This is a genomic window from Synechococcus sp. PCC 6312 (assembly GCF_000316685.1).
Taxonomy (GTDB): Bacteria; Cyanobacteriota; Cyanobacteriia; order Thermosynechococcales; family Thermosynechococcaceae; genus Pseudocalidococcus.
The window spans coordinates 758,650-777,973 of record NC_019680.1 but is presented as its reverse complement, the minus strand read 5'-3'; the positions used below and the strand labels follow the sequence as shown (position 1 = coordinate 777,973).

The 19,324-nt window shown below is 48.1% G+C and carries 23 protein-coding genes and 3 pseudogenes; 15 read left to right on the top strand and 11 right to left on the bottom strand.

From position 1 onward, the window contains the following. Positions 1-8: 8 nt before the first annotated feature. Positions 9-515: a DUF427 domain-containing protein gene (locus SYN6312_RS03770; protein WP_015123538.1), complete on the top strand. Its 507-nt coding sequence runs from the start codon at positions 9-11 to the stop codon at positions 513-515. A gap of 111 nt (positions 516-626) precedes the next feature. Beyond that, entirely contained in the window at positions 627-1,001 is a 375-nt protein-coding gene (locus tag SYN6312_RS03765) for a cytochrome c (protein WP_015123537.1), read from the top strand. A 151-nt stretch (positions 1,002-1,152) separates the two neighbouring features. Here the strand turns inward: SYN6312_RS03765 and SYN6312_RS03760 are convergent, their stop codons facing one another. Continuing rightward, on the bottom strand, positions 1,153-2,691 hold the full coding sequence (locus tag SYN6312_RS03760; RefSeq protein WP_015123536.1) for a serine/threonine-protein kinase: 1,539 nt from the start codon (positions 2,689-2,691) through the stop codon (positions 1,153-1,155). 181 nt (positions 2,692-2,872) lie between these two features. Beyond that, positions 2,873-3,547: a glycerol-3-phosphate 1-O-acyltransferase PlsY gene (plsY, locus tag SYN6312_RS03755; RefSeq protein WP_015123535.1), complete on the bottom strand. Its 675-nt coding sequence runs from the start codon at positions 3,545-3,547 to the stop codon at positions 2,873-2,875. A 92-nt stretch (positions 3,548-3,639) separates the two neighbouring features. Between plsY and bchI the strand changes: the two genes are divergently transcribed. Together bchI and SYN6312_RS03745 are read left to right on the top strand one after the other, a co-directional pair. After that, positions 3,640-4,734, top strand: coding sequence for a magnesium chelatase ATPase subunit I (bchI, locus tag SYN6312_RS03750; protein WP_015123534.1), 1,095 nt, complete (start codon positions 3,640-3,642; stop codon positions 4,732-4,734). Between the two features lie 12 nt (positions 4,735-4,746). Then, positions 4,747-5,550, top strand: a complete 804-nt coding sequence (locus SYN6312_RS03745) for a PhzF family phenazine biosynthesis protein (RefSeq protein ID WP_015123533.1) — start codon at positions 4,747-4,749, stop codon at positions 5,548-5,550. Here the strand turns inward: SYN6312_RS03745 and menB are convergent. Further along, the gene (gene menB / locus SYN6312_RS03740; RefSeq protein WP_015123532.1) at positions 5,547-6,380 is read right to left on the bottom strand and encodes a 1,4-dihydroxy-2-naphthoyl-CoA synthase; all 834 of its coding nucleotides are present in this window, start codon (positions 6,378-6,380) and stop codon (positions 5,547-5,549) included. The genes SYN6312_RS03745 and menB overlap by 4 nt on opposite strands. 145 nt (positions 6,381-6,525) lie before the next feature. On the opposite strand from menB, the gene ndhC reads away from it, so the two are divergent. Then, positions 6,526-6,888: a photosynthetic/respiratory NAD(P)H-quinone oxidoreductase subunit C gene (ndhC, locus tag SYN6312_RS03735; protein WP_015123531.1), complete on the top strand. Its 363-nt coding sequence runs from the start codon at positions 6,526-6,528 to the stop codon at positions 6,886-6,888. 73 nt (positions 6,889-6,961) lie between these two features. Continuing rightward, the gene (locus SYN6312_RS03730) at positions 6,962-7,483 is read left to right on the top strand and encodes an NAD(P)H-quinone oxidoreductase subunit J (RefSeq protein ID WP_015123530.1); all 522 of its coding nucleotides are present in this window, start codon (positions 6,962-6,964) and stop codon (positions 7,481-7,483) included. Positions 7,484-7,533: 50 nt separating this feature from the next. Here the strand turns inward: SYN6312_RS03730 and SYN6312_RS03725 are convergent, their stop codons facing one another. The 4 genes and pseudogenes from SYN6312_RS03725 to SYN6312_RS20915 all read right to left on the bottom strand — a co-directional run. Beyond that, the gene (locus SYN6312_RS03725) at positions 7,534-7,743 is read right to left on the bottom strand and encodes a hypothetical protein (RefSeq protein WP_015123529.1); all 210 of its coding nucleotides are present in this window, start codon (positions 7,741-7,743) and stop codon (positions 7,534-7,536) included. Between the two features lie 24 nt (positions 7,744-7,767). Next, complete coding sequence (locus tag SYN6312_RS20925) at positions 7,768-7,914, bottom strand: hypothetical protein (RefSeq protein ID WP_015123528.1); 147 nt, start codon at positions 7,912-7,914, stop codon at positions 7,768-7,770. A gap of 47 nt (positions 7,915-7,961) precedes the next feature. Next, positions 7,962-8,063, bottom strand: a pseudogene (locus SYN6312_RS20920) (IS630 family transposase); the annotation flags it as partial. Positions 8,064-8,094: 31 nt separating this feature from the next. Next, positions 8,095-8,307 (bottom strand): annotated as a pseudogene (locus tag SYN6312_RS20915) (IS630 family transposase); the annotation flags it as partial. Between SYN6312_RS20915 and SYN6312_RS03715 the strand changes: the two are divergent. Next, on the top strand, positions 8,307-8,795 hold the full coding sequence (locus tag SYN6312_RS03715; RefSeq protein ID WP_015123527.1) for a DUF4351 domain-containing protein: 489 nt from the start codon (positions 8,307-8,309) through the stop codon (positions 8,793-8,795). The pseudogene SYN6312_RS20915 and the gene SYN6312_RS03715 overlap by 1 nt on opposite strands. 65 nt (positions 8,796-8,860) lie before the next feature. On the opposite strand, the gene mscL is transcribed toward SYN6312_RS03715, so the two are convergent. Then, positions 8,861-9,289: a large conductance mechanosensitive channel protein MscL gene (gene mscL, locus SYN6312_RS03710; RefSeq protein WP_015123526.1), complete on the bottom strand. Its 429-nt coding sequence runs from the start codon at positions 9,287-9,289 to the stop codon at positions 8,861-8,863. A gap of 46 nt (positions 9,290-9,335) precedes the next feature. After that, a complete protein-coding gene (locus SYN6312_RS03705) occupies positions 9,336-10,172 on the bottom strand; it encodes a M48 family metallopeptidase (RefSeq protein WP_015123525.1) in 837 nt (278 codons plus the stop codon). Between the two features lie 177 nt (positions 10,173-10,349). On the opposite strand from SYN6312_RS03705, the gene SYN6312_RS03700 reads away from it, so the two are divergent. From SYN6312_RS03700 to SYN6312_RS03675, 6 genes and pseudogenes are all read left to right on the top strand, one after another. Next, entirely contained in the window at positions 10,350-10,721 is a 372-nt protein-coding gene (locus tag SYN6312_RS03700) for a hypothetical protein (RefSeq protein WP_015123524.1), read from the top strand. A 9-nt stretch (positions 10,722-10,730) separates the two neighbouring features. After that, complete coding sequence (locus SYN6312_RS18165) at positions 10,731-12,755, top strand: NYN domain-containing protein (RefSeq protein ID WP_015123523.1); 2,025 nt, start codon at positions 10,731-10,733, stop codon at positions 12,753-12,755. 79 nt (positions 12,756-12,834) lie between these two features. Beyond that, a complete protein-coding gene (locus SYN6312_RS03690) occupies positions 12,835-13,770 on the top strand; it encodes an NAD(+) kinase (protein ID WP_015123522.1) in 936 nt (311 codons plus the stop codon). Positions 13,771-13,862: 92 nt separating this feature from the next. Next, a pseudogene (locus SYN6312_RS20525) lies at positions 13,863-14,435 on the top strand (Uma2 family endonuclease). Positions 14,436-14,444: 9 nt separating this feature from the next. Then, positions 14,445-14,882: a DUF29 domain-containing protein gene (locus SYN6312_RS03680; RefSeq protein ID WP_015123521.1), complete on the top strand. Its 438-nt coding sequence runs from the start codon at positions 14,445-14,447 to the stop codon at positions 14,880-14,882. Further along, positions 14,863-15,381, top strand: a complete 519-nt coding sequence (locus tag SYN6312_RS03675; RefSeq protein WP_156804731.1) for a GNAT family N-acetyltransferase — start codon at positions 14,863-14,865, stop codon at positions 15,379-15,381. Before SYN6312_RS03680 ends, SYN6312_RS03675 begins: the two co-directional genes overlap by 20 nt. 5 nt (positions 15,382-15,386) lie before the next feature. Here SYN6312_RS03675 and SYN6312_RS03670 read toward each other — a convergent pair whose 3' ends face one another. Continuing rightward, positions 15,387-15,599: a hypothetical protein gene (locus SYN6312_RS03670; protein ID WP_015123519.1), complete on the bottom strand. Its 213-nt coding sequence runs from the start codon at positions 15,597-15,599 to the stop codon at positions 15,387-15,389. 85 nt (positions 15,600-15,684) lie between these two features. Further along, on the bottom strand, positions 15,685-16,188 hold the full coding sequence (locus SYN6312_RS18160) for a Spy/CpxP family protein refolding chaperone (RefSeq protein ID WP_015123518.1): 504 nt from the start codon (positions 16,186-16,188) through the stop codon (positions 15,685-15,687). Between the two features lie 469 nt (positions 16,189-16,657). Between SYN6312_RS18160 and SYN6312_RS03660 the strand changes: the two genes are divergently transcribed. Both SYN6312_RS03660 and SYN6312_RS03655 read left to right on the top strand, forming a co-directional pair. Continuing rightward, positions 16,658-17,764: a polysaccharide biosynthesis/export family protein gene (locus SYN6312_RS03660; protein WP_015123517.1), complete on the top strand. Its 1,107-nt coding sequence runs from the start codon at positions 16,658-16,660 to the stop codon at positions 17,762-17,764. 22 nt (positions 17,765-17,786) lie between these two features. Continuing rightward, positions 17,787-19,310, top strand: coding sequence for a GNVR domain-containing protein (locus SYN6312_RS03655; protein WP_041430557.1), 1,524 nt, complete (start codon positions 17,787-17,789; stop codon positions 19,308-19,310). Positions 19,311-19,324 lie beyond the last annotated feature (14 nt).

Below are 19,324 nucleotides of genomic sequence, written 5' to 3'. Positions count from 1 at the left end.
GACCTGTTATGTCTGAGTTGCCACAGTTGCATCGAATCCCCCCAGGGCCTGGTCAAGAGTCGGTTTGGGATTATCCCCGTCCGCCGAGACTGGAAGCGGCTCATCACTGCTTGCTCGTGATATTTAATGGGGCAACAATTGCGGAAACCCAGGCCGGCTATCGCGTCTTAGAAACCAGTCACCCGCCTGTCTATTATTTTCCACCTCAAGATGTTAAAGAGGTTTATCTCCGGCCTGTGCATAAGCAGACCTATTGTGAGTGGAAAAGCTGGGGGAGCTACTGTGACGTTGTTGTTGGTGAGAAATCTGCCCCCCAGGCCTGTTGGTTCTATGCCCAGACCACGCCTGCGTTTGCCCCTATTCAAAACTATCTCGCCTTTTATGCGGGCCCGATGGATGGCTGCTATGTCAATGGAGAATTAGTCACCCCACAACCCGGACAGTTCTATGGCGGCTGGATTACGAAACAGATTCTTGGGCCCTTTAAGGGTGAGCCAGGAACTTGGGGTTGGTGAGGCTGGGCCGACGATCAACAGCCGGAAAAGTGGTAACAGGATTTTGAAGATATGTTATGAAGTAATAAGTTAATGCTGCTCGCTTTTTAAAAAATATTAGGCAGTTTCCCTTTGAGTCATTTTTCTCTACTGGTTAAACCAATTTGGCAGCCATGGCTGTTTTGGGGAGGGCTGACCTTACTCTTGGCTCTGGGTATTAGTCTGACACTGTGGCAATTACCGATGGCTGAACCCTATGTCCGCTCGGTCATGGTTTTGTCGGGAAATATTGACCAGGGAGAACAAATATTCCTGCTCAATTGTGCCAGTTGTCATGGGGTGGCGGGGATTGGGCAGGTGGGGCCAAGTTTGGTAAATGTGGCCAGTCGCCGTTCCCAGGCCGGGATTATTCATCAAATTACCAGTGGTCGCACCCCGCCCATGCCCAAATTTCAGGCCACGCCCCAGGAAATGGCAGATCTGCTGAGTTATTTGAATACCCTTTAGCTGGCCGGCTGGAATTACTGTTGACATACTCCCCCACCCCATAGCTTGCGTGCCTGGCAGGACGATTTTTTCAAACGAGCAAGCTCTACAGACCCAGGAATTTTGGCTGACTTTGACCGGACAGGCCTGGAGATCAACCTATTTTGACGACTTAGCCAAAGACATTCCGGCGGGTCTGTTGGAGCTTTTCCAGGATTTGTGGCTTGCACTTTTCTAATTCCGTTTTCAGTAGGTTGCGGCTGACACTGGGGGGCGCAGCAGAGGGGAGGGATTTACTGGTTTGAACCCAGTCGCGCAAGAGTTGACGTTGAAAGGTGGCAATGGTGAGGGTAATGACGTTGGTGCAATGCTCTGGGTCTTCGAGGGCAAAAAACAGGAGGGGATAATAGCCATTAGAGGCCAACAACAGCGCCACTTCTTGATTGCGGGGAATCTTCAGGTCTAGGTAGCAGGGTAGCCAGCGGGCCCCTTGTTCCGGGTCATAGAGGGCCGTAATCCAGAGCATCATCGGATGGGGGGACATGGTGAACAAAAACTGGTTGTAGCGGGTATTTAACATCCGGCGGTCAATTTCATTTCGGGGTAGCATGACCCATACCGTTGCGGCCGATTCCCGTTGGGCATGGATAGTACTGGCAAAAACAATTTCGGCCCGGGGTTTATCAGTCGGCCATTGGGCCTGCCAGGCCGTTTCTTCCACTGACTGGAGGGCGGCTTGGGGCATGGATGGGGCAGTGGGTAGGGGAGTGGGAACAGAGAGATTTTCCGGGTTGGACGTGCGATTGAAGCCATAGCGTTCCTCTAGAAACTCCAAAACAGCGATCATATCTGCCACCCGCTGCGGGCGTTCTTCCCGAGACTTAGCCATACAGGCCATAATCAGTTCATTCAGTTCTTTAGGGATTACTAAGTCCGGGGCGGCCATCCCTAGGGGAATAGGTTGTTGAAAGTGATGGGCCTTAAACCAACTGCCAATGGAGTGACTCTCGGCCTGGAGGGGCATTTTGCCCGTGAGCATTTCGTACATGGTGATGCCCAAACTGTAAATGTCCGAGCGACCATCCAGCTCCCGCCCTTCAATTTGCTCTGGCGAACAATAGGCCAATGTCCCCATAAAGGATTGGGTTTGACTGCTGCCGAGATTATCACTGAGAAACTTAGCAATACCAAAATCTAAAACCTTGGCGAGTTCTCCCATGCTGGCATCAGGCACAACTAAAGCATTACTGGGTTTAATATCCCGATGAATAATGGGACAGTTTTTTCCCTCCAGCATCACCCCCTCATGGGCCACCTGTAAGCCCAAGCAGATATGTCGCATCAACCGGATGAATCTGGGGATCGGCAGAGGTTCGATCATGATCATGTCACTCAGATTTTCCCCTTTCAGATATTCCATGACATAAAAAGGGACTTCATCTGCATTAACCCCGTAGTCAATCACCCGAACCACGTGAATTGTTTTTTGGCCGAGCAACGCTCCCGCCCGTGCCTCTTGAGCAAACCTCACCTTCATCCGCTCATTCATTAAGGATTGGGAAAGGAACTTAACGGCAACAGGAACTCCCCCCAACAAGGTATCGGCGGCCAAATACACCCGCCCCATTGACCCCTTGCCAATGAGTTCTGTCAGGCGATATCGGTTCATTAATATCTGCCCAATATTGGCATCGGAGTTGGTGTCGGCCATGGCTACTTTCCGAGAATAAATCACTGGGATAAATGAGGGCTTAGTTTCTATCCTAGCCCCTTCTCCCAACCTCGCTGGGGGGCCTTGAATCCGTCCTGCTTAACTATCTGAGTCAAGGCGAACTTTATGCTCAATGGAGTCGAGTTTAGCCCTCATCTCTCTTGCCCAGGCCGTTGCCTATCTAATGCGGGACTTGCTCCAAATCTGTTTGCGGGGATGGAACCGATTGTCCCAGTTTTGGCTCCGTTCCCTGCCAGAGACGCTGAATATTGCTCTGATGCCGCCAAATGACAAACAGGCCCATGCCGACCCCCAGGCCAATGTAAGGAGCAGGCTGACCAAAGACCCAAAACCAAATCGGGAGGGAAAGGGCGGCAATCATCGATCCCAGGGAGACAATCCGACTCAGACCCAAAACCACCAAAAAGACGGCCAAAGTGGTTAACCCCGTCGGCCAATTGAGCGCCAGTAAGACCCCTAAACTCGTGGCTACGGATTTGCCGCCGTTGAATCGCAACCAAACCGGCTGACTATGGCCGATCACCGCCAGTAACCCCAAAAGGATAAACACCCCGGCCTGGGCTAACCCATCCAAGTCACTTCCCCAGCCAGTTTGGAACCAACGACCCACCCCAATTGCGACCGCTCCCTTGCCAATATCCACAATCAGCACCGTTAACCCCGCTGGCCAGCCCAAATTCCGTAATACATTGGTGGCCCCAGTCGAACCCGACCCACAGTCGCGAATATCAATCCCTTTGAGCCATTTTCCCAGTAAGTATCCGGTGGGAATGGATCCGAGAAGATAGCTGACCAGACCCAGGCCAACAATCCAGGCGATTGGGCTACTATTCATAGACGGCACCTCAAAGCTTGGCTTAAATTCTTAGGAAAATCGAACTCTCCCCCATTAAAAACTGTCTGGGGCCTGGAGAGGACTATGGCACAATGGAAAAGCCCCATTTTGTTGAAGCAACGCCTGTGACTGCCACTGCCTTGACCCGCCGTCCGGTTTTTCCCTTTACAGCTATTGTTGGGCAAGAGGAAATGAAACTCTCCCTCCTTTTGAATGTCATTGACCCAAAAATTGGCGGGGTGATGATCATGGGCGATCGGGGCACGGGCAAATCCACAACCATTCGCGCCCTAGCAGACCTTCTCCCGGCCATTGAAGTAGTCGCCAATGATCCCTTTAATAGCAGCCCCACCGATGCGGATTTGATGAGCGATGAGGTGAAGTTAGCCATTGCCGCCGGTCAAGAGCTACCCATTATTAGCCAAAAGGTGACGATGGTGGATTTACCTTTGGGGGCCACGGAAGATCGGGTTTGCGGCACGATTGATATTGAGAAAGCCCTCGGTGAAGGGGTTAAGGCCTTTGAACCGGGCCTACTGGCCAAAGCGAATCGGGGAATTCTCTATGTGGATGAAGTGAACTTGCTGGATGATCACCTGGTTGATGTGTTGCTAGATTCGGCGGCCTCTGGTTGGAATACGGTGGAGCGGGAAGGCATTTCGATTCGGCATCCGGCCCGATTTGTCTTGGTGGGATCGGGAAATCCAGAAGAGGGAGAACTCCGGCCACAGTTGTTGGATCGGTTCGGGATGCACGCGGAAATTCGCACCGTTAAGGATCCCAGTTTGCGGGTAGAAATTGTCGAACAACGTACCCAGTTTGATCAAGATCCGGAAGGCTTCTTAAATCAACATCGGGCCGAGCAAGAAAACCTCCAGGCCCAGATTATTGTCGCCCAGGCCCGTCTGCCCCATGTCACCCTCGACCATGAACTGCGCGTCCAGATTTCCCAGGTATGCTCCTACTTGGATGTGGATGGCTTGCGGGGAGATATTGTCACCAATCGGGCCGCCAAGGCCATTGCCGCATTGGAAGGCCATCAGGATGTCACTGTAGATGATATTCGCCGAGTAATTGTCCTGTGTTTACGGCATCGTTTACGCAAAGATCCCCTCGCTTCGATTGATTCTGGGGATCGGGTGGCCCAAGTGTTTGGGGAAGTGTTTGGGGTTGAACTAGCGGCTTAGGAACTGGTAGCGATGTCGACAAAAATACCCTTATTCCAAGTCAATGCCTTTACAAATCGGCCCTTTTCCGGGAATCCCGCCGCGGTTTGCTTGTTACCGGAAGAGCGAGACCAGGCCTGGTTGCAAGGGGTAGCGGCCGAGATGAATTTGTCGGAAACGGCGTTTTTGCTGCCTCAAGGTCAAGACTATCAATTGCGCTGGTTTACCCCGACTGTGGAAGTGGATTTATGCGGCCATGCCACCCTGGCCTCCGCCTATGTTCTCTTGAGTCAACAGCTTGTCCCGCCAGATCAGCCGATTACGTTCCAGACTCGCAGTGGCCCCTTAATGGCTCGGCAAACAGATAATGGCTTAGAGTTAGATTTCCCGATCCAACTCATTACCCCCAGCGAATGCCCAGAGTTGGTGTTACGGGGCCTGGGAATCACCGTTGCCCATCTCAACTTTGCTGGCAAGACACCCAAAAATTATTTTATTGAATTAGATGCCAATACCTTACGCGGCTTGCAACCTAATTTCCCAATCTTGGCTCAGGTTCCTTGTCTCGGTGTGATTGTCACAGCCAAATCTGATGTATCCGAGGCAGACTTTATTTCCCGATTTTTTGCGCCGGCCGCTGGCATTGATGAAGATCCGGTGACGGGTTCGGCCCATTGCAGCTTATATCCCTACTGGTCAGAAAAACTAGGTAAGCAACAACTAACAGGATTCCAGGCCTCGGGGCGGGGTGGGTGGGTCACAGTTCGGGGAGAAGGAAATCGGGTCTACTTAGGGGGGCAGGCCGTATTGATTTGGCAGGGAGAATTATTAGTCTAGGGTAGCCAGGGATAGTCTTGGAAATTGGCTGGGCGTTTTTCTAGAAAGGCTTGTTTGCCCTCTTGGGCTTCTTCGGTCAAGTAGTAAAGCAAGGTGGCATTCCCCGCAAGTTCCTGTAACCCGGCCTGGCCATCACAGTCGGCATTAAAGGCAGATTTTAAGCAGCGGATCGCCAGGGGGCTTTTACTGAGAATTTCTTCTGCCCAACGAATGCCCTCCATTTCCAACTGCTCCACAGGCACAACACAATTCACCAGGCCCATATCTAACGCAGCTTGAGCATCATATTGCCGACAGAGAAACCAAATTTCCCGCGCTTTCTTTTGCCCAACCACCCGAGCTAAGTAACTGGCTCCAAACCCGCCATCAAAACTGCCCACCTGGGGGCCTGTCTGTCCAAATATGGCATTATCTGCCGCAAGGGTTAAATCACAAACCAAATGCAGCACATGACCGCCGCCAATGGCATAACCAGCAACTAAGGCAATCACCACCTTGGGCATTGTCCGAATCAATCTTTGTAAATCTAAGACATTCAAGCGCGGTATCCCGGCCCCATCCACATAACCCGCCAGGCTCCGAATACTTTGATCGCCCCCAGCGCAAAAAGCATATTTCCCATCCGTATGGGGCCCAGCACCTGTGAGAAGCACAACACCAATTGCGGTGTCCTCCCGAGCATCCGTAAACGCTGCGATTAATTCCGAAACAGTATGGGGACGAAAGGCGTTGCGCTTGTGGGGACGGTTAATGGTGATTTTGGCAATGCCATTGGCTTTGTGATAAAGAATATCTTCGTAGGAATTGACTGCTTGCCAGGCCAGGGCCATGTTTACCTCAAGGGGGATCCAACTGCCATGATCATAGCTAATGACGATCCTTAGAAAATCCTAATCAAACAGGGCGGCTGAATCATAGGCCGAGCCACTGAAATCCCCCTATAATCAGCAAGTGACGTTACCCCAAGGTCGGCTTGTGTTTGTCCTCAGTGGTTATGAATATTTTCTCGGCTTTTTGCTGATCTGTGGCCTCGTCCCTGTTATTGCCCTGGTGGCTTCTAAACTGCTCCGGCCAAAATCCCAAACCCTGGCCCGGATTACCACCTATGAATCGGGGATGGAACCCATTGGCGGGGCCTGGATCCAGTTCAATATTCGCTACTATATGTTTGCCCTAGTCTTTGTCATTTTTGATGTAGAAACCGTATTTCTTTACCCTTGGGCGGTGGCCTTTAATCAACTTGGTGTTTTAGCGTTTATTGAGGCCTTGATTTTTATCGCCATCCTTGTCATCGGCCTGGTCTATGCCTGGCGTAAGGGTGCTTTAGAGTGGTCTTAAACTACCTCTAGGTTGCCTAAGACTAACCCATTCCTTAACTTAAACCTGTAACTTTTACCTGGGTAATTGTGAAATGACCGAACCAACCGCAGCATCTACCCCTGAAACGGCCATTATTGAAGCAAGTCCCACCTCGCGATTATTAACCCAAGCGGGCCTGCCTCACGAATACCTGGGCCTGGACAGCTCTGGGGTACAAATGATCAAAGTTGAGCGGGAAAATTTAATTGCTGTTTCCCAGGCCCTTGTGGCGGCCGGATTTAACTATCTTCAATGCCAAGGCGGTTATGACTTAGGGCCGGGTCAAGAACTCGTCAGTTTCTATCATTTAGTCAAATTAACCGATGATGCTGTCCAACCGGAAGAACTACGCCTGAAGGTCTTTTTGCCCCGCGATGATGCCCGGATGCCCTCTGTCTATTGGATTTGGAAAACCGCCGATTGGCAAGAACGGGAAACCTATGATATGTACGGCATTATCTATGAAGGCCATCCCCACTTAAAACGGTTGCTGATGCCGGAAGATTGGGTTGGCTATCCACTGCGGAAAGACTATATTACTCCCGATTTCTACGAGCTTCAGGAAGCCTACTAGTTCAGATTTTTAGTAACTTATCAATAATTGAGACTATTAAATCTGGCTCTTTAGGAAATTTTTTGAGCGGCTTTTACACTTAAGTATGCTGTAATTGCCTCCGAAACATCCTCTTCGGGTTGATAGACTGGGGCATTTTTATTTTCAGCATTCCATCTATTCCAGTACGTTTGTAAAGATTCCTCGTCATTCCGATGGGACAAGACGTAATTACGTAATTCGGATTTTGTTAGCGTTGTCAAGTCTGGCTTTAAGTTCATACAAACCTCCATTTTCCATTAGGTCTAACTTTCAATATTCATTTCTTCTTTTTCTAAGATAATTATGTTTCCAGTTCTTTTATCAAAGGCCACTAGATCGATAGAGCAATATCTACTAGTCAGATCACAGCAGAGTTGAAGACGTTTAAGCACTTGCTCTGTCGTGTACATACCCTTGATTATGCTCCATTCTAGTTATTCCGGTTAAGAATGAGACATTAGGCAGCACAATAGTTACGGATAATTTCATCAATAGAAATTCCGGGTTTTGCGCACATTCTGGCTCGCTTTAGGGCATTGAAATCATGCTCTATCTTGTTATAGTTATAGACCAACGGTCGTGCGCAGCATCACTGCCTTTCGGTGTATTGAGGCATTATCCAGAATCAGGAGTGAGGGTTGGTCTAACTCGGGCAAGCAATAACGGCTCAACCACCCGGCAAATCCCACTGCATCCAAAAAGCCATTAAAAATCATCCGTGCAATAAAATCCTTCATGTGAGTTCGCCGAGCAGCAACTAGACTCTCTCGTTTCCGTCGTTTCCCCTGTTGGTCTCCAAATAATGTGGGAAGTTGAAGCATCAGAACTCTTAGCCTTTACACCCCTCTGTCCCCTGGCAATTCTGGCCAAAACCGCAAATGCCGAAACCCTGTTAACTGAGGTAGCCCAGCGATTAGAGGAATTAGAAAACCGAGAAGAACGACTGAGTTTAACCACTTACACCTATCTTTTGGGTGGGCTAAAGTTTAGGAAAGAGGTATTACAGCAACTACTGCGGGAGGAGATTATGCGTGAATCTGTCACCTATCGGGATCTAGTAGAAACTAGCGAACAACGGGGACTTCAACAAGGGATTCAGCGGGGGCGACAAGAAGGTGAGGCTTTGTTAACCTTGCGGCTACTCCAGCATAAATTTGGCCCTCTGTCGGATGATCTCAGTCAGCAGATTCGCGATCTTCCTGTTTCGGAACTGGAGAACTTGGCAGAAGCCCTTTTAGATTTTCAAACCCCTATGGACTTGACCACATGGCTAACCCAGGCCCCAAACTAAATCCAATCAAGAAATTCATTCATCAGACTATTTTTTTGAGGAATAAAGTTGTCCTGCCGCCCACCTTAGGACTGACTTTTCGAGGGAAGTTCTGAAGCACAGGCCCGGCATTTGATCGCAGCAATGGGGACAAGTTCCAAACAGTAGGGACATTCCCGTTCAGAAACTGGGGTTGGTGGGGGTGGGTTTTGGCGAATCACGACGCGAATGATCAAAAACATAGCCAGGGCAATCACAACAAAATCCAAGACATTGCCCGCGAAACTGCCAATCTTTAGCCCCGGCCCAATGACAATCTCGCGCCAATTGCCACCCGGAATCAAGGGGTTAATTAGGGGCATTAAAATATCGGCCACAAAGGAGGAAACAATTTTCCCAAAGGCACCCCCCACAATGACGGCTACGGATAAATCAATCACATTACCCTTGACTGCAAAATCCCGAAACTCCTGCCAAAATTGCCGCCCCCCGCGTTTGACCCGTCGCGAAACCATTACGCCTCTGTTCTCCATAATTTCTAAGAAGGCTGACCCTATCCTACTAGATCAGTGATTTACGGGTGTAGGTGCGCAACAGTTGCCCATAGGCAGGGCTATCAAACCAATTTAGGAGTTCCCAGGCCCGCAGCACGGGTAAAGGATGGGTGAGCTGGGCTGTTTGGACATCTTTATAAAGATCACCCCATTGATCTCGATATTGACTGTAGGCTTTGGCCTGGGCGAGAAAGGCATCCAAGTTCAGTTGGTTCTGATAGGTGCGACTTCCCCCACAGAGTTTCATCAACACCGAAGCTACAACTCGCGCATCCTGAGCCACCAAAAGTGCTGCCCGGTCACAGGTTAATTCCGCACAGCGTAACCACTGCATGAGTTGGGTTTGCATCCCCTGGGCCAAAATGGTTCCCCAGGGACTCAATTGTCCGGCGGCTAGGAGAATTAAGTTAGCCAAGGTGAGGTAAACCCCATGCTCACATTTGAGGTGGCCAAGTTCATGGGCAATCACGGCCTGGATTTCGGCTGGAGTGAGTAAATCTAACAGCGACGTGTGTATGACGATAAAGGGTTGCTTGCCGCGCATGGCCAGGGTATAGGCATTGGGAACTGGATTTTGGCGGACATAGAGTTGCGGCACTTCCACATCTAAAATTTGACAGGCCTGGAGCAGGAGCTGGTGGAGTTCTGGGAGTTGCTTCGGGCTGACTAAGAGGCTAGAGCTAATATTTTCCAAATAAAAAACGGGTTCAGCCACTGGGGCCAGGAGGTTTCGCACCAAGATATCCATGCCAGGGAGTTGCTTCAGGGCCTGGGTTGCCTGCTGATCAAGGGGGTGGCGAAATTGATCTGCTTTTAAGCCAACTAAGGAGACTGGTGCGGCCATGGAACTCATCTCGCAGTGGATTACTGCCCATTCTAACGAACTGAGTTTTCTGCTTTTTCAGAATAGAGAGAATTTCTGTAATAATCCCCCTACGGACTTAGTGTAAACCTTTGTAAAACCTAGGATTTGACATTAAACTATGGGGAGTTGATTCTTTTCTTAACGGTAGGTGGCGGTATGGGGTTATTTGATGGGTTGTTGGGGGGTAAAAAAGCAGCCAAGGCGGCCGCTCCTAAACCAGAAAAGCCAAACCAAGAGTTTTTTCTAGATCCGGATGAAGCAAAAACCTTTGGCAATATTGACTATATGCGGACGGCTAAGGCAGTACGGAAGACCTTTCCAGCCACAGGGGGAGCCAAAGAGGGGGCCGAAGTGATTGAAGTGGTTTCATCTTTAGAAAAAGTTGATATTGAGGCTAAAAATCGGGCTGCTATTGAACCTACCCTAGAAGATGTGAACCAACCCGCCCCAGAAGTATCGGAACGGCGGCAACGGGATAACAATTTGGATATATTCCGCAATATGGCTAAGGACTTACGCAAGTCTTAGACTCGTTTTATGAATCTGTTTCGCTCCCCAACTCAATCTTGGTTAATTATTACCCTCAGTACCCTCGCTGCTGGCACCATTTCAACCCTGGCCTTGACGTTGAAAGACCCAGTGGCAATTATTTTAAGCAGTGGCCTGGGGGCATTGGGGGGCAGTGCGGTAACACAGTCACGGAAGCAGCAAGACTCAACGACAAAAGCTGACCCGGCCCAGGAGAAAGACACACTTAGGGTTGACTTAGCAGTATTACAATCCCAACTCCAGGCCCTCGGCCACACCTACCAACAGACTCAGACCCAGTTATTAAAGACCCAGCAGCAGGAACTCAGCAAAATCCACTCCACCTTGGCCGCCCGAATGGATGAGATCCAGGCCATGCTGCCAGTGGTTTCCAGTCCACGCCTGGTGGCATTACCGTCCCTTAATCGAGACACAATTTCCCTCTCTACCAACTCTGGGAAGCTCAAGACCGTTATTTTATTTGATATTGAAAACCTGACGGAAGGATACAAAAATCGCAATGGGCATATTTCTCGCGTTTCGATCAAGGACATCTTAGAGCAAATCAAATCTGTTGAAATTGTCGGGGAAATTGTCGGGCAATATGCTTATGCGGATTGGAGTAATAGTGCCCTCAAACCCATTCGTCAAGAAATTAGTCAGTTAGGGATTAAGCCCGAGCAATTTATTAACTTTGAACATGACATCAAGAAAAATGCTACGGATATTCAATTGTCTGTAGATGCGATTCACTTAGTTCAACAAAACCCCATTGTTAGCTGTGTGGTGATTGTCTCTGGGGATGGTGGTTTTGCTTCCCTTGCTGAGAAACTCCGTTGGTATGGAAAACTGCTGGTTGGGTGTGCCTATGACAATTCTGCCAGTAAGAAACTCCAGGCCATGTGTCATCACTTTATTCAGATTCCCTATCCCGTTGACAACCGTAAGCAGGCCCTCTCTGGTACGCTTGGGGAGACTCAACCATCCGCCACTCCCCGCCCCATCCTCCGCAGCCAAGTTCTCCCTGACTCTCCCACTCCTGCTATGCCAGAGGTTTCGGTTACTGCCGCTGATGTAGCTGAGGAAGAGTCAACGCCACCCCCCCCATTGAACCCGACAGATAGCGATCCCGCCAACAGACGCAGAAGAAGACGGAAACGCCCCACCTCAGAACTCCCTCAGCCTCAAAACTCTAATACGGTCATGAGTCCTAGAAAAGCGATGCTGGAGTTTGCCGATGGCCTGGCCAGTAAAATTTCACCCCTAACCTCCGTTGATCCCATTGAGGCCGCCAAGAAGATTCAAGAAATCCTGAACGCGTATTTTTATGCCTCACCCAAATCGGCAGCTTTTCAAACGGAAGGAATATTCCCCAGCCTCGTTGAACCTAACATTTACGTCATCATTCCCAACCTGAAGCAAATCTTTCTCCCCTTGGGTATCGTCAGATTTAACGAATACCTGCGATTGTCCTGTCGGGATTCAGAGTTTTGTCTTGCGCGGGCCGGCAACTGCCTCAAATTGTTTCTCCGTGCCGATATTCCGGAGCCTTTTACCCTTGAGCCGGATGTCCTCCCCAAACCCCTCCATGATCCGGAAACCTATCGTCAGATTCTAGCTGCGGACTTTGGCGAACTTGTCAACCCCAATGGTTACCAATTTAAGGAGAGCTTGCCCAGCCCCTCTGTTCTAGAAAAAGTTGGCCTGGAGTTAATCCAGTTACGCCCCCTGAATGTGGCAATGAATGATCTAGTTAAGAAAATAATGCTTGTATTGGATCATCAAATCATCGAAAGCGAGGTGAGGCGGGCCTTGTTTGTATTTCGTTCAGCGGGGGTTTTACATTTCGGGATTGATCCAGTGCAGCCGAGTGAACGGATGGTGAGCCTAAACCCAGAGATTAACTCCCCTTCTGATCTACACCAGGCCCTCCTGTGCGCCCTCCAGGCCAAGTTGATACCCATCCTCACCACGGTGGCAGAAACAATCAATCAGGAAATGTTGGCATCGCTTCTATTTAGTTTGGAACAGTAATATTTACCTGTACTTTGGGAAACTATAACTGTACTTAGCCCCCGCCCTAAAAACTGAGTCACCCTCAGGAGATTTTGCTGTGGAATTAGCCCAGGCCCTAATTGTTTACAAAGCTGGAGATGCCTTTAGCCAACGTTGGGCAGAAACCCTGGGCCATATCCTCGAACAGGAAGGATGTCGCATCCTCGTTGGCCCCAGCGGCCCCCAGGACAATCCCTATCCCGTGTTTATGGCTTCGGTGAATCGCCCGATTGATGTAGCTTTTGTTCTGGGGGGAGATGGGACGGCCCTAGCGGCAGCACGGCATTTGGCTCCAGAAGGGATCCCGATGTTGGCGGTGAATGTGGGGGGGCATTTGGGTTTTTTGACAGAACCCTTTGAACTCTTTCAAGATACGACTACCCTGTTACAGCGACTTCGCCGTGACCAATATGCCATGCAACAACGGATGATGCTTCAGGCCCAGGCCTATGAAGGGCCGCGACCCCAATCTGAACCCGTAGGGGAAAAATACCTAGCCCTCAACGAAATGTGCATCAAACCCGCTTCGGCCGACCGGATGCTCACAGCCATCTTAGAAATGGAAATAGATGGGGATGTGGTGGATCAATATCAAGGCGATGGGATGATTGTCGCGACTCCAACCGGATCCACCTGCTATACGGTTGCAGCCAATGGGCCGATTATTCATCCGGGGATGGAGGCGATTGCGGTGGCCCCGATTTGTCCTTTGAGTTTATCCAGTCGCCCGATTGTTTTACCGGCCCGCTCGATTGTTAGCATTTGGCCCCTCGAAGATCGAAATTTAACAACCAAACTTTGGATGGATGGAGTCTTGGCCACCTCAATCTGGCCAGGCCAGCGGGTAGATGTCTCCATGGCTAACTGTGAAGCCCGATTTATTGTTTTGAAAGATCATTACTCTTTTTATCAAACTCTGCGGGAAAAACTGCACTGGGCCGGAGCAAGGATTCACTACAACAATCACTATGTCCAACGTAACGGCAAAAGCTAAATTTAATCGGAGCCAGGCCTGGGGATGAAAATGCTAAGGTGTGGGGTAATCGTGATCAAGAATTTTTGTCAGGGCTGTTAGGGAGAAGAACAATGATTGCCCAACCAGATGTTAAGTACTACAGTCCCGAAGAATATTTAGCTTTGGAGGAAATTGCCGAGTTTAGAAATGAATATATTGACGGAGAAATTATCCCCATGACCGGCGGGACGACCTATCACAACCAAATTGCGCTCAATTTTTGTCGGCTTTTTCCCCTAACCATTGATGGTCAAGACTATTACACCTATATCAATGACGTTAAAGCCTGAATTGAACCCTGTCGAGTCTATACTTACCCCGATGTTTTGATTGTTAAGGGTCAACCCATTTATCAAGGTAACAATCCGGTGGTGGTGACGAATCCCAAGGTGATTATTGAAGTGTTATCGGACTCTATAGCAAATTATAACCGAACTCGGAAATTTGGGTTTTACCGCCTCTTGCCCAGCTTGCAAGAATATATTTTGATTTCCCAATCCGCCTATTATGTGGAGCAATTTAGTAAACGGGATGATGGGCAATGGTTATTCCAGCCGCTTGAAGGTCAAGAGAGTGTGTTGGCTTTAATGTCAATTAATTTCCAGATTTCGATACAGTCTTTGTATCAACGGGTCGTATTTTAGGGCAGTCCCATGACACTTAAGCAATCATTATACGAGCAGGACTTTTATACTTGGGCACATCAACAGGCCCAGGCCTTGAGTCAGCGTCAAATTGAGCGATTAGACTGGGAACATTTGGCTGAGGAATTATCAGACTTGGGGAATCGTCATTATGATCAACTCAGTTCCCGTCTGGCAGTTTTAATTGGCCATCTTTTGAAGGGGAAATATCAACCTGAACACCAAGGAAATTCCTGGCGGGCAACCATTCGCGAACAACGTCGTAAAATCAGTCGCCTACTGTACCGAAATCCTGGTCTTCAATCTCGTTGGGAGGAAGCCTTAGCCGAGGCCTGGTTGGATGGGCGTGATTTAGCCATTCGGGAGACTGGATTAACAGAATCTATCTTTCCAGAAAGTCCTTGCTTTGATTCTCAACAGATTCGAGATGAAAATTTTTGGCCTTAATTTTAAGCTTTGTGTTCTTATGGATATGCTGGTCAAACTGTATCAATTAGAGGTTAATTCCGCCCTTCTTTTAAACCATAAGCAGCAAGGCATAATTTATCGGCAGCCCCTCGGTTCTGAAACTCATTTAATTTTAGATTGGGTCAAAGCAAGATTTAGTCTAGGTTGGGTTAGTGAAGCCGAGATTGCCCTGTACCAGCGACCATCCCGCTGTTTAATTGCCGTCCAGAATGGAAAACTTTTGGGATTTGCCTGTTACGATACGGCGGCATTAGGGTTATTTGGGCCGATGGGGGTGGATGCGGATTCGCGGGGCCTGGGAATTGGCACAATTTTAACCCAGCTAACCCTTGAGATGATGAAAACCCAAGGTTATGCCTATGCGGTGATTGGTTGGGTCGGGCCGGCGGAATTTTATCAACGGGTGGTGGGCGCAATACCGATTCCTGACTCCTTCCCAGGCCTGTGGGCTAATCGCTTACAACTGTCTCCATCGTGACTCGCCTACTTCCCTTTTCCTAAGAGTTGCTCCCAAAGCTGAAGTATCCGCTCTCCTAGGGCCTCAGGGCCAATCCCAAAGAAAACCTGTAGGGCAAAGAGAATAAGGGCAATTTTCAAGGCCGTTCCTACCGTCACCTTAAGCAATCGCACCAGGCCAGTAAAGACAAACCAAGAAATTAATAGGGCCCCCACCGTGATGACTAACTCCAGTGGCATTTCTCTCTATCCTCAGTGTGTCTTGGTACGGGGTTGTGGTTCGGTAGACGCTTAATCTCCTGCTAATTGAGAGATATAGCCCTGTTTACCGAGGTGTTGTCCCGCTACTGCCCAAGACTAAATCTCGGAGTCGGGTCAACCGCTGCTGATTCAGTTCCGCCAATTGTTGCCGCTGGGCTGGAGTTAAAACGTCTTTAATTTCGAGGGCTGCTTCCAAACGTGTCACCTCTAACTGCCGCCGATAATTTTGAATCACTTGGTGCTGGGCGCGGATATCCTCATTGCTCGCTCCTTTCACCAAAAGAGATTCCAAGAGGGATTCAGCCTGATTCAGTTGGATTTGTTGGCTCCTGGCCTGGGGTTTGAACTTTACTTCAATGGCCTGGACTTTTTGAATTTGATCGGGGGATAGTTTTAAGGCCGTGATCCAAGCTGGAATTGGGGCTGGAGTCACCGCAGTGGGGGGAGGAGTGGCCGCCTTTGCAACTGCCCCGTTGACTGTCATCAATCCTAATAAAGCCATTGCCCCTAGAGCACTACTAGTCAGCCCAGGTTGAACGACCCTCAACTGCCCCATAGAACCTAACATGACGACTACTCTCCCTTAAGGTAAATACTTTGGCCCAAAATTTAGTTAAATAGGCTAAACCCAATACCCTAGACTTAGCATACTTTTTAAGCGGCCGATCAGGTGTTCAAGGGATCAAAAACTCTTAAATCTTTAAGATCTAAGGAATCCAGTCAAAATTGGCCGGATCTGTCACCTCTAGATGCCCAATTGGGGAGGCCAGTATTTATTATTTGTCGCTAATTAAAGTTGGCCAGGCCTGGGCAATTACTAAAATCCTTGAGAAAAACTTATCATCACCCTTAACTTCTTCCTTGATCGACTGAGCCGATGTGTTAAGGTTTTCCTGTCAAACCTCGAGGAAATATAAAATTTTTCTCACTAATTAGTAATCAAGATCACAACTTCTGCCTATCCATCTGCTATAACTGACTGATATTCAGCCTAACCCTGAATCCTCTGAGTAGTTTTGATTTTTCTAGCTTTGCCTATGTCTTACAGCCATCTCAAACCACCCTTGACAGCCACTCTGACCCAATTTTTTGTTTTAGCAACTGTTGGCTTATCAGTCTTGGCAGCAGAATTTAGGGTATTGGCACAAGCCTCCAGTCCAGCCCCAAACTATCGTCCCAACCCTGGCCTGGCTCCGGCAACAGACAGCATGAATGTTTACTTACTGGGGCCTGGAGACTCAATACAAGTTTCAGTCCTAGGATTTGATGAATATAAAGGTCTTCCTCCTCAGATCATTCTTCCAGATGGTACTATCTCTATTCCACTAGTTGAACGCTTTGTTGTCTCTGGTAAAACGGTCACTCAAGTTAAACAAGAACTGACTCGTCGTTTAAGTGAATATCTAGTTGACCCAACTGTGGAAGTTCAACTAACAAGCTTACGTCCACTTACTGTAACGGTTGCGGGAGAAGTCCGCCGGCCCGGCCCTTTACAACTCCAGCCTATTCCTCTTGGAGAATCAGGCTCGGGAGGAGATGAAACAGCCCGCTCCAGAATCATTCCTACTCTCGCCCAGGCCATTGCTGCTGCTGGGGGTGTAACCAAGGAAGCCGATGTTCGTGACATTATCATTAATCGAATTGGTGTTAATGGTATTTCTCAAACAATGACCGTAAATTTATGGAATTCTATTCAAGCTAGTAGCAGTAATCAAGATATTTCTTTGCGGGATGGTGACTCAATTTTTATTCCTAAAGCAACCGCATTGAGCCAAGGTGATCAAAAACTATTAGCCCGATCTGCATTTGGCTCTCCCACTGTTAAAGTCCGTGTTGTGGGTGAAGTTAAGCGGCCTGGTGAGATTGAAGTGTCTCCGGACAGTACCCTAAGTAGTGCTATCGCAGTAGCGGGTGGCCCAACAGATAAGGCTAATTTAACTAGGGTTCGTTTTTATCGCTTACAAGCTAATGGTACGGTTAATGAGAAAACTCTCAATATCGAGAAATTAACTGAGCCAACCCAGGTTGAAGATGGCGATGTCATCATGATTCCTAAAGGTGATGGCTACCGTTTCCTCGATGCAATTGGAACAGTTCTTGGCCCTCTTGGCGCAGCAGCTGCCTTTATTCGCATTTTTCAGTAGTTCTTAATTATCATTTATATTTATGACTCAAGAAAAATCCTTAATCTCAGAAAATTTTTTGGTCAACAAACCTAAAGAGGGTGATGTCGATATCCAGTCTTATTTAGGTTTAGTTAGGCGGCATTGGCTGGGGTTTACACTGACATTTAGCAGCGTCTTAGTGCTTTCAGGTCTATATGCAGTTACCCGGATACCAGTTTATGAAGCCAATGGTCTAATTTGGATACAGAAGCAAAACCAAGCATCAGCCCTCATCGGTATTCAGGGAGTGCCAGGCGGTGACTTGAGTAGTGTCGCTGGTAATCCCTTGAATACGCAGATTGCGATCTTTCGAACGGATAATGTGCTTGAGAAGGCTGCCAAGTTATTTAACATAGACTCAACTGGCATCAGCCCTTCTACTAGTGCTTCTAAGTTAGGTAGTGGCATGTCTGTAAGCCAAGTTCCCCGAACAGACTTGTTAAATGTCTCATTTCGTAGTCCAGATCAAGCAGTAGCAGTCAAAGCTGTTGATAACTTAATGAGTAGCTTTATTGCCAATAGTATTCGCTTAAGTCAAATCCAGAAAACAGCCGCTCGGGAATTTATTGAGTCTCAGTTACCTAATGCGGAAAAGAATCTCATTGCAAATCTCAATAAACTTACTAGTTTCAAACAAGATTTCAATATTGTCTCTTTAGATGCTCAGACTGGCTCACTGATTCAGGAGTTAGCCAATTTACAACAAAGCATTCAAACTACTCAAGTACAGCTAGTAGGATTACAAAATACACAGGTAGGACTGGAAGCATTACTTGGAGTTTCTGCTGTCAAAGCCAATCAATTAAAGCTACTTGCAGAGTCAGCGGGTATCCAAGCTTCAGTTGTTGAGTTGCAAAAGACAGAGGCAGAACTAACGGCTTTAAGTAGTCGCTACAGACAGAACCACCCTGAGGTGCTGTTACTGAAGCGGCAAAGAGATGCTCAAAGTAATGCTCTTCAAAACCAGATATCTGAACTTTTGGGTAATCAAGAAAATTCAGTTAATCAAAGTCCAGCCCAAATTCAACTAGGAAGCTCTACCATTTCACTGCTAACTCAGGTCGTGACTAATGAATTTCAAATTAAGAGTTTGATAAAACAGGTTGATTTATTAAAATCCAAAATTGATGAGAAAAACAAAGTTGTTGAACAGTTACCCAGCCTTCAAAGGCGATTGTTACAGCTACAACTTGAATATGATGTCTCTAGTGCTAGGTACTCCGCTCTACTAAAGTCACTCCAAGATGCTCAACTATCTGAAAATCAAGATGTTGGTAATGCAGTTATTGTTCAACAAGCTAAAATTAGCCCCATTCCTGTGTCAGTAGACCCCGAACGAATAATTTTTCTGGGAGGAGTTTTTGGATTGCTGATTGGATTTGGAATTGCTTTTTTGTTGGAACAACTTGATAATTTCGTGCACTCGGAAAATGAGATTCAAGAAATCTTTGCATCTATGCCAACTTTAGCAACAATTCCAGTTTTATATGAATCAGAGAAGAAAGTAAGTCCATCATCAGGTTAGGAATTTGAGAATAG

What these genes read in the sequence shown, in the direction of transcription:
- SYN6312_RS18165 (WP_015123523.1), top strand. Translation starts at nt 10,731, where the DNA reads ATGAATCTGTTTCGCTCCCCAACTCAATCTTGGTTAATTATTACCCTC.
- SYN6312_RS03715 (WP_015123527.1), top strand. Translation starts at nt 8,307, where the DNA reads ATGTGGGAAGTTGAAGCATCAGAACTCTTAGCCTTTACACCCCTCTGT.
- SYN6312_RS03660 (WP_015123517.1), top strand. Translation starts at nt 16,658, where the DNA reads ATGTCTTACAGCCATCTCAAACCACCCTTGACAGCCACTCTGACCCAA.
- SYN6312_RS03705 (WP_015123525.1), bottom strand. Translation starts at nt 10,172, where the DNA reads ATGGCCGCACCAGTCTCCTTAGTTGGCTTAAAAGCAGATCAATTTCGC.
- SYN6312_RS03700 (WP_015123524.1), top strand. Translation starts at nt 10,350, where the DNA reads ATGGGGTTATTTGATGGGTTGTTGGGGGGTAAAAAAGCAGCCAAGGCG.
- mscL (WP_015123526.1), bottom strand. Translation starts at nt 9,289, where the DNA reads ATGGTTTCGCGACGGGTCAAACGCGGGGGGCGGCAATTTTGGCAGGAG.
- plsY (WP_015123535.1), bottom strand. Translation starts at nt 3,547, where the DNA reads ATGAATAGTAGCCCAATCGCCTGGATTGTTGGCCTGGGTCTGGTCAGC.
- SYN6312_RS03680 (WP_015123521.1), top strand. Translation starts at nt 14,445, where the DNA reads ATGACACTTAAGCAATCATTATACGAGCAGGACTTTTATACTTGGGCA.
- SYN6312_RS03655 (WP_041430557.1), top strand. Translation starts at nt 17,787, where the DNA reads ATGACTCAAGAAAAATCCTTAATCTCAGAAAATTTTTTGGTCAACAAA.
- menB (WP_015123532.1), bottom strand. Translation starts at nt 6,380, where the DNA reads ATGGCCCTGGCCTGGCAAGCAGTCAATTCCTACGAAGATATTCTTTAT.
- SYN6312_RS20925 (WP_015123528.1), bottom strand. Translation starts at nt 7,914, where the DNA reads ATGTACACGACAGAGCAAGTGCTTAAACGTCTTCAACTCTGCTGTGAT.
- SYN6312_RS03675 (WP_156804731.1), top strand. Translation starts at nt 14,863, where the DNA reads ATGAAAATTTTTGGCCTTAATTTTAAGCTTTGTGTTCTTATGGATATG.
- SYN6312_RS03730 (WP_015123530.1), top strand. Translation starts at nt 6,962, where the DNA reads ATGACCGAACCAACCGCAGCATCTACCCCTGAAACGGCCATTATTGAA.
- SYN6312_RS03745 (WP_015123533.1), top strand. Translation starts at nt 4,747, where the DNA reads ATGTCGACAAAAATACCCTTATTCCAAGTCAATGCCTTTACAAATCGG.
- bchI (WP_015123534.1), top strand. Translation starts at nt 3,640, where the DNA reads ATGGAAAAGCCCCATTTTGTTGAAGCAACGCCTGTGACTGCCACTGCC.
- SYN6312_RS03760 (WP_015123536.1), bottom strand. Translation starts at nt 2,691, where the DNA reads ATGGCCGACACCAACTCCGATGCCAATATTGGGCAGATATTAATGAAC.
- SYN6312_RS03670 (WP_015123519.1), bottom strand. Translation starts at nt 15,599, where the DNA reads ATGCCACTGGAGTTAGTCATCACGGTGGGGGCCCTATTAATTTCTTGG.
- SYN6312_RS18160 (WP_015123518.1), bottom strand. Translation starts at nt 16,188, where the DNA reads ATGTTAGGTTCTATGGGGCAGTTGAGGGTCGTTCAACCTGGGCTGACT.
- SYN6312_RS03770 (WP_015123538.1), top strand. Translation starts at nt 9, where the DNA reads ATGTCTGAGTTGCCACAGTTGCATCGAATCCCCCCAGGGCCTGGTCAA.
- SYN6312_RS03725 (WP_015123529.1), bottom strand. Translation starts at nt 7,743, where the DNA reads ATGAACTTAAAGCCAGACTTGACAACGCTAACAAAATCCGAATTACGT.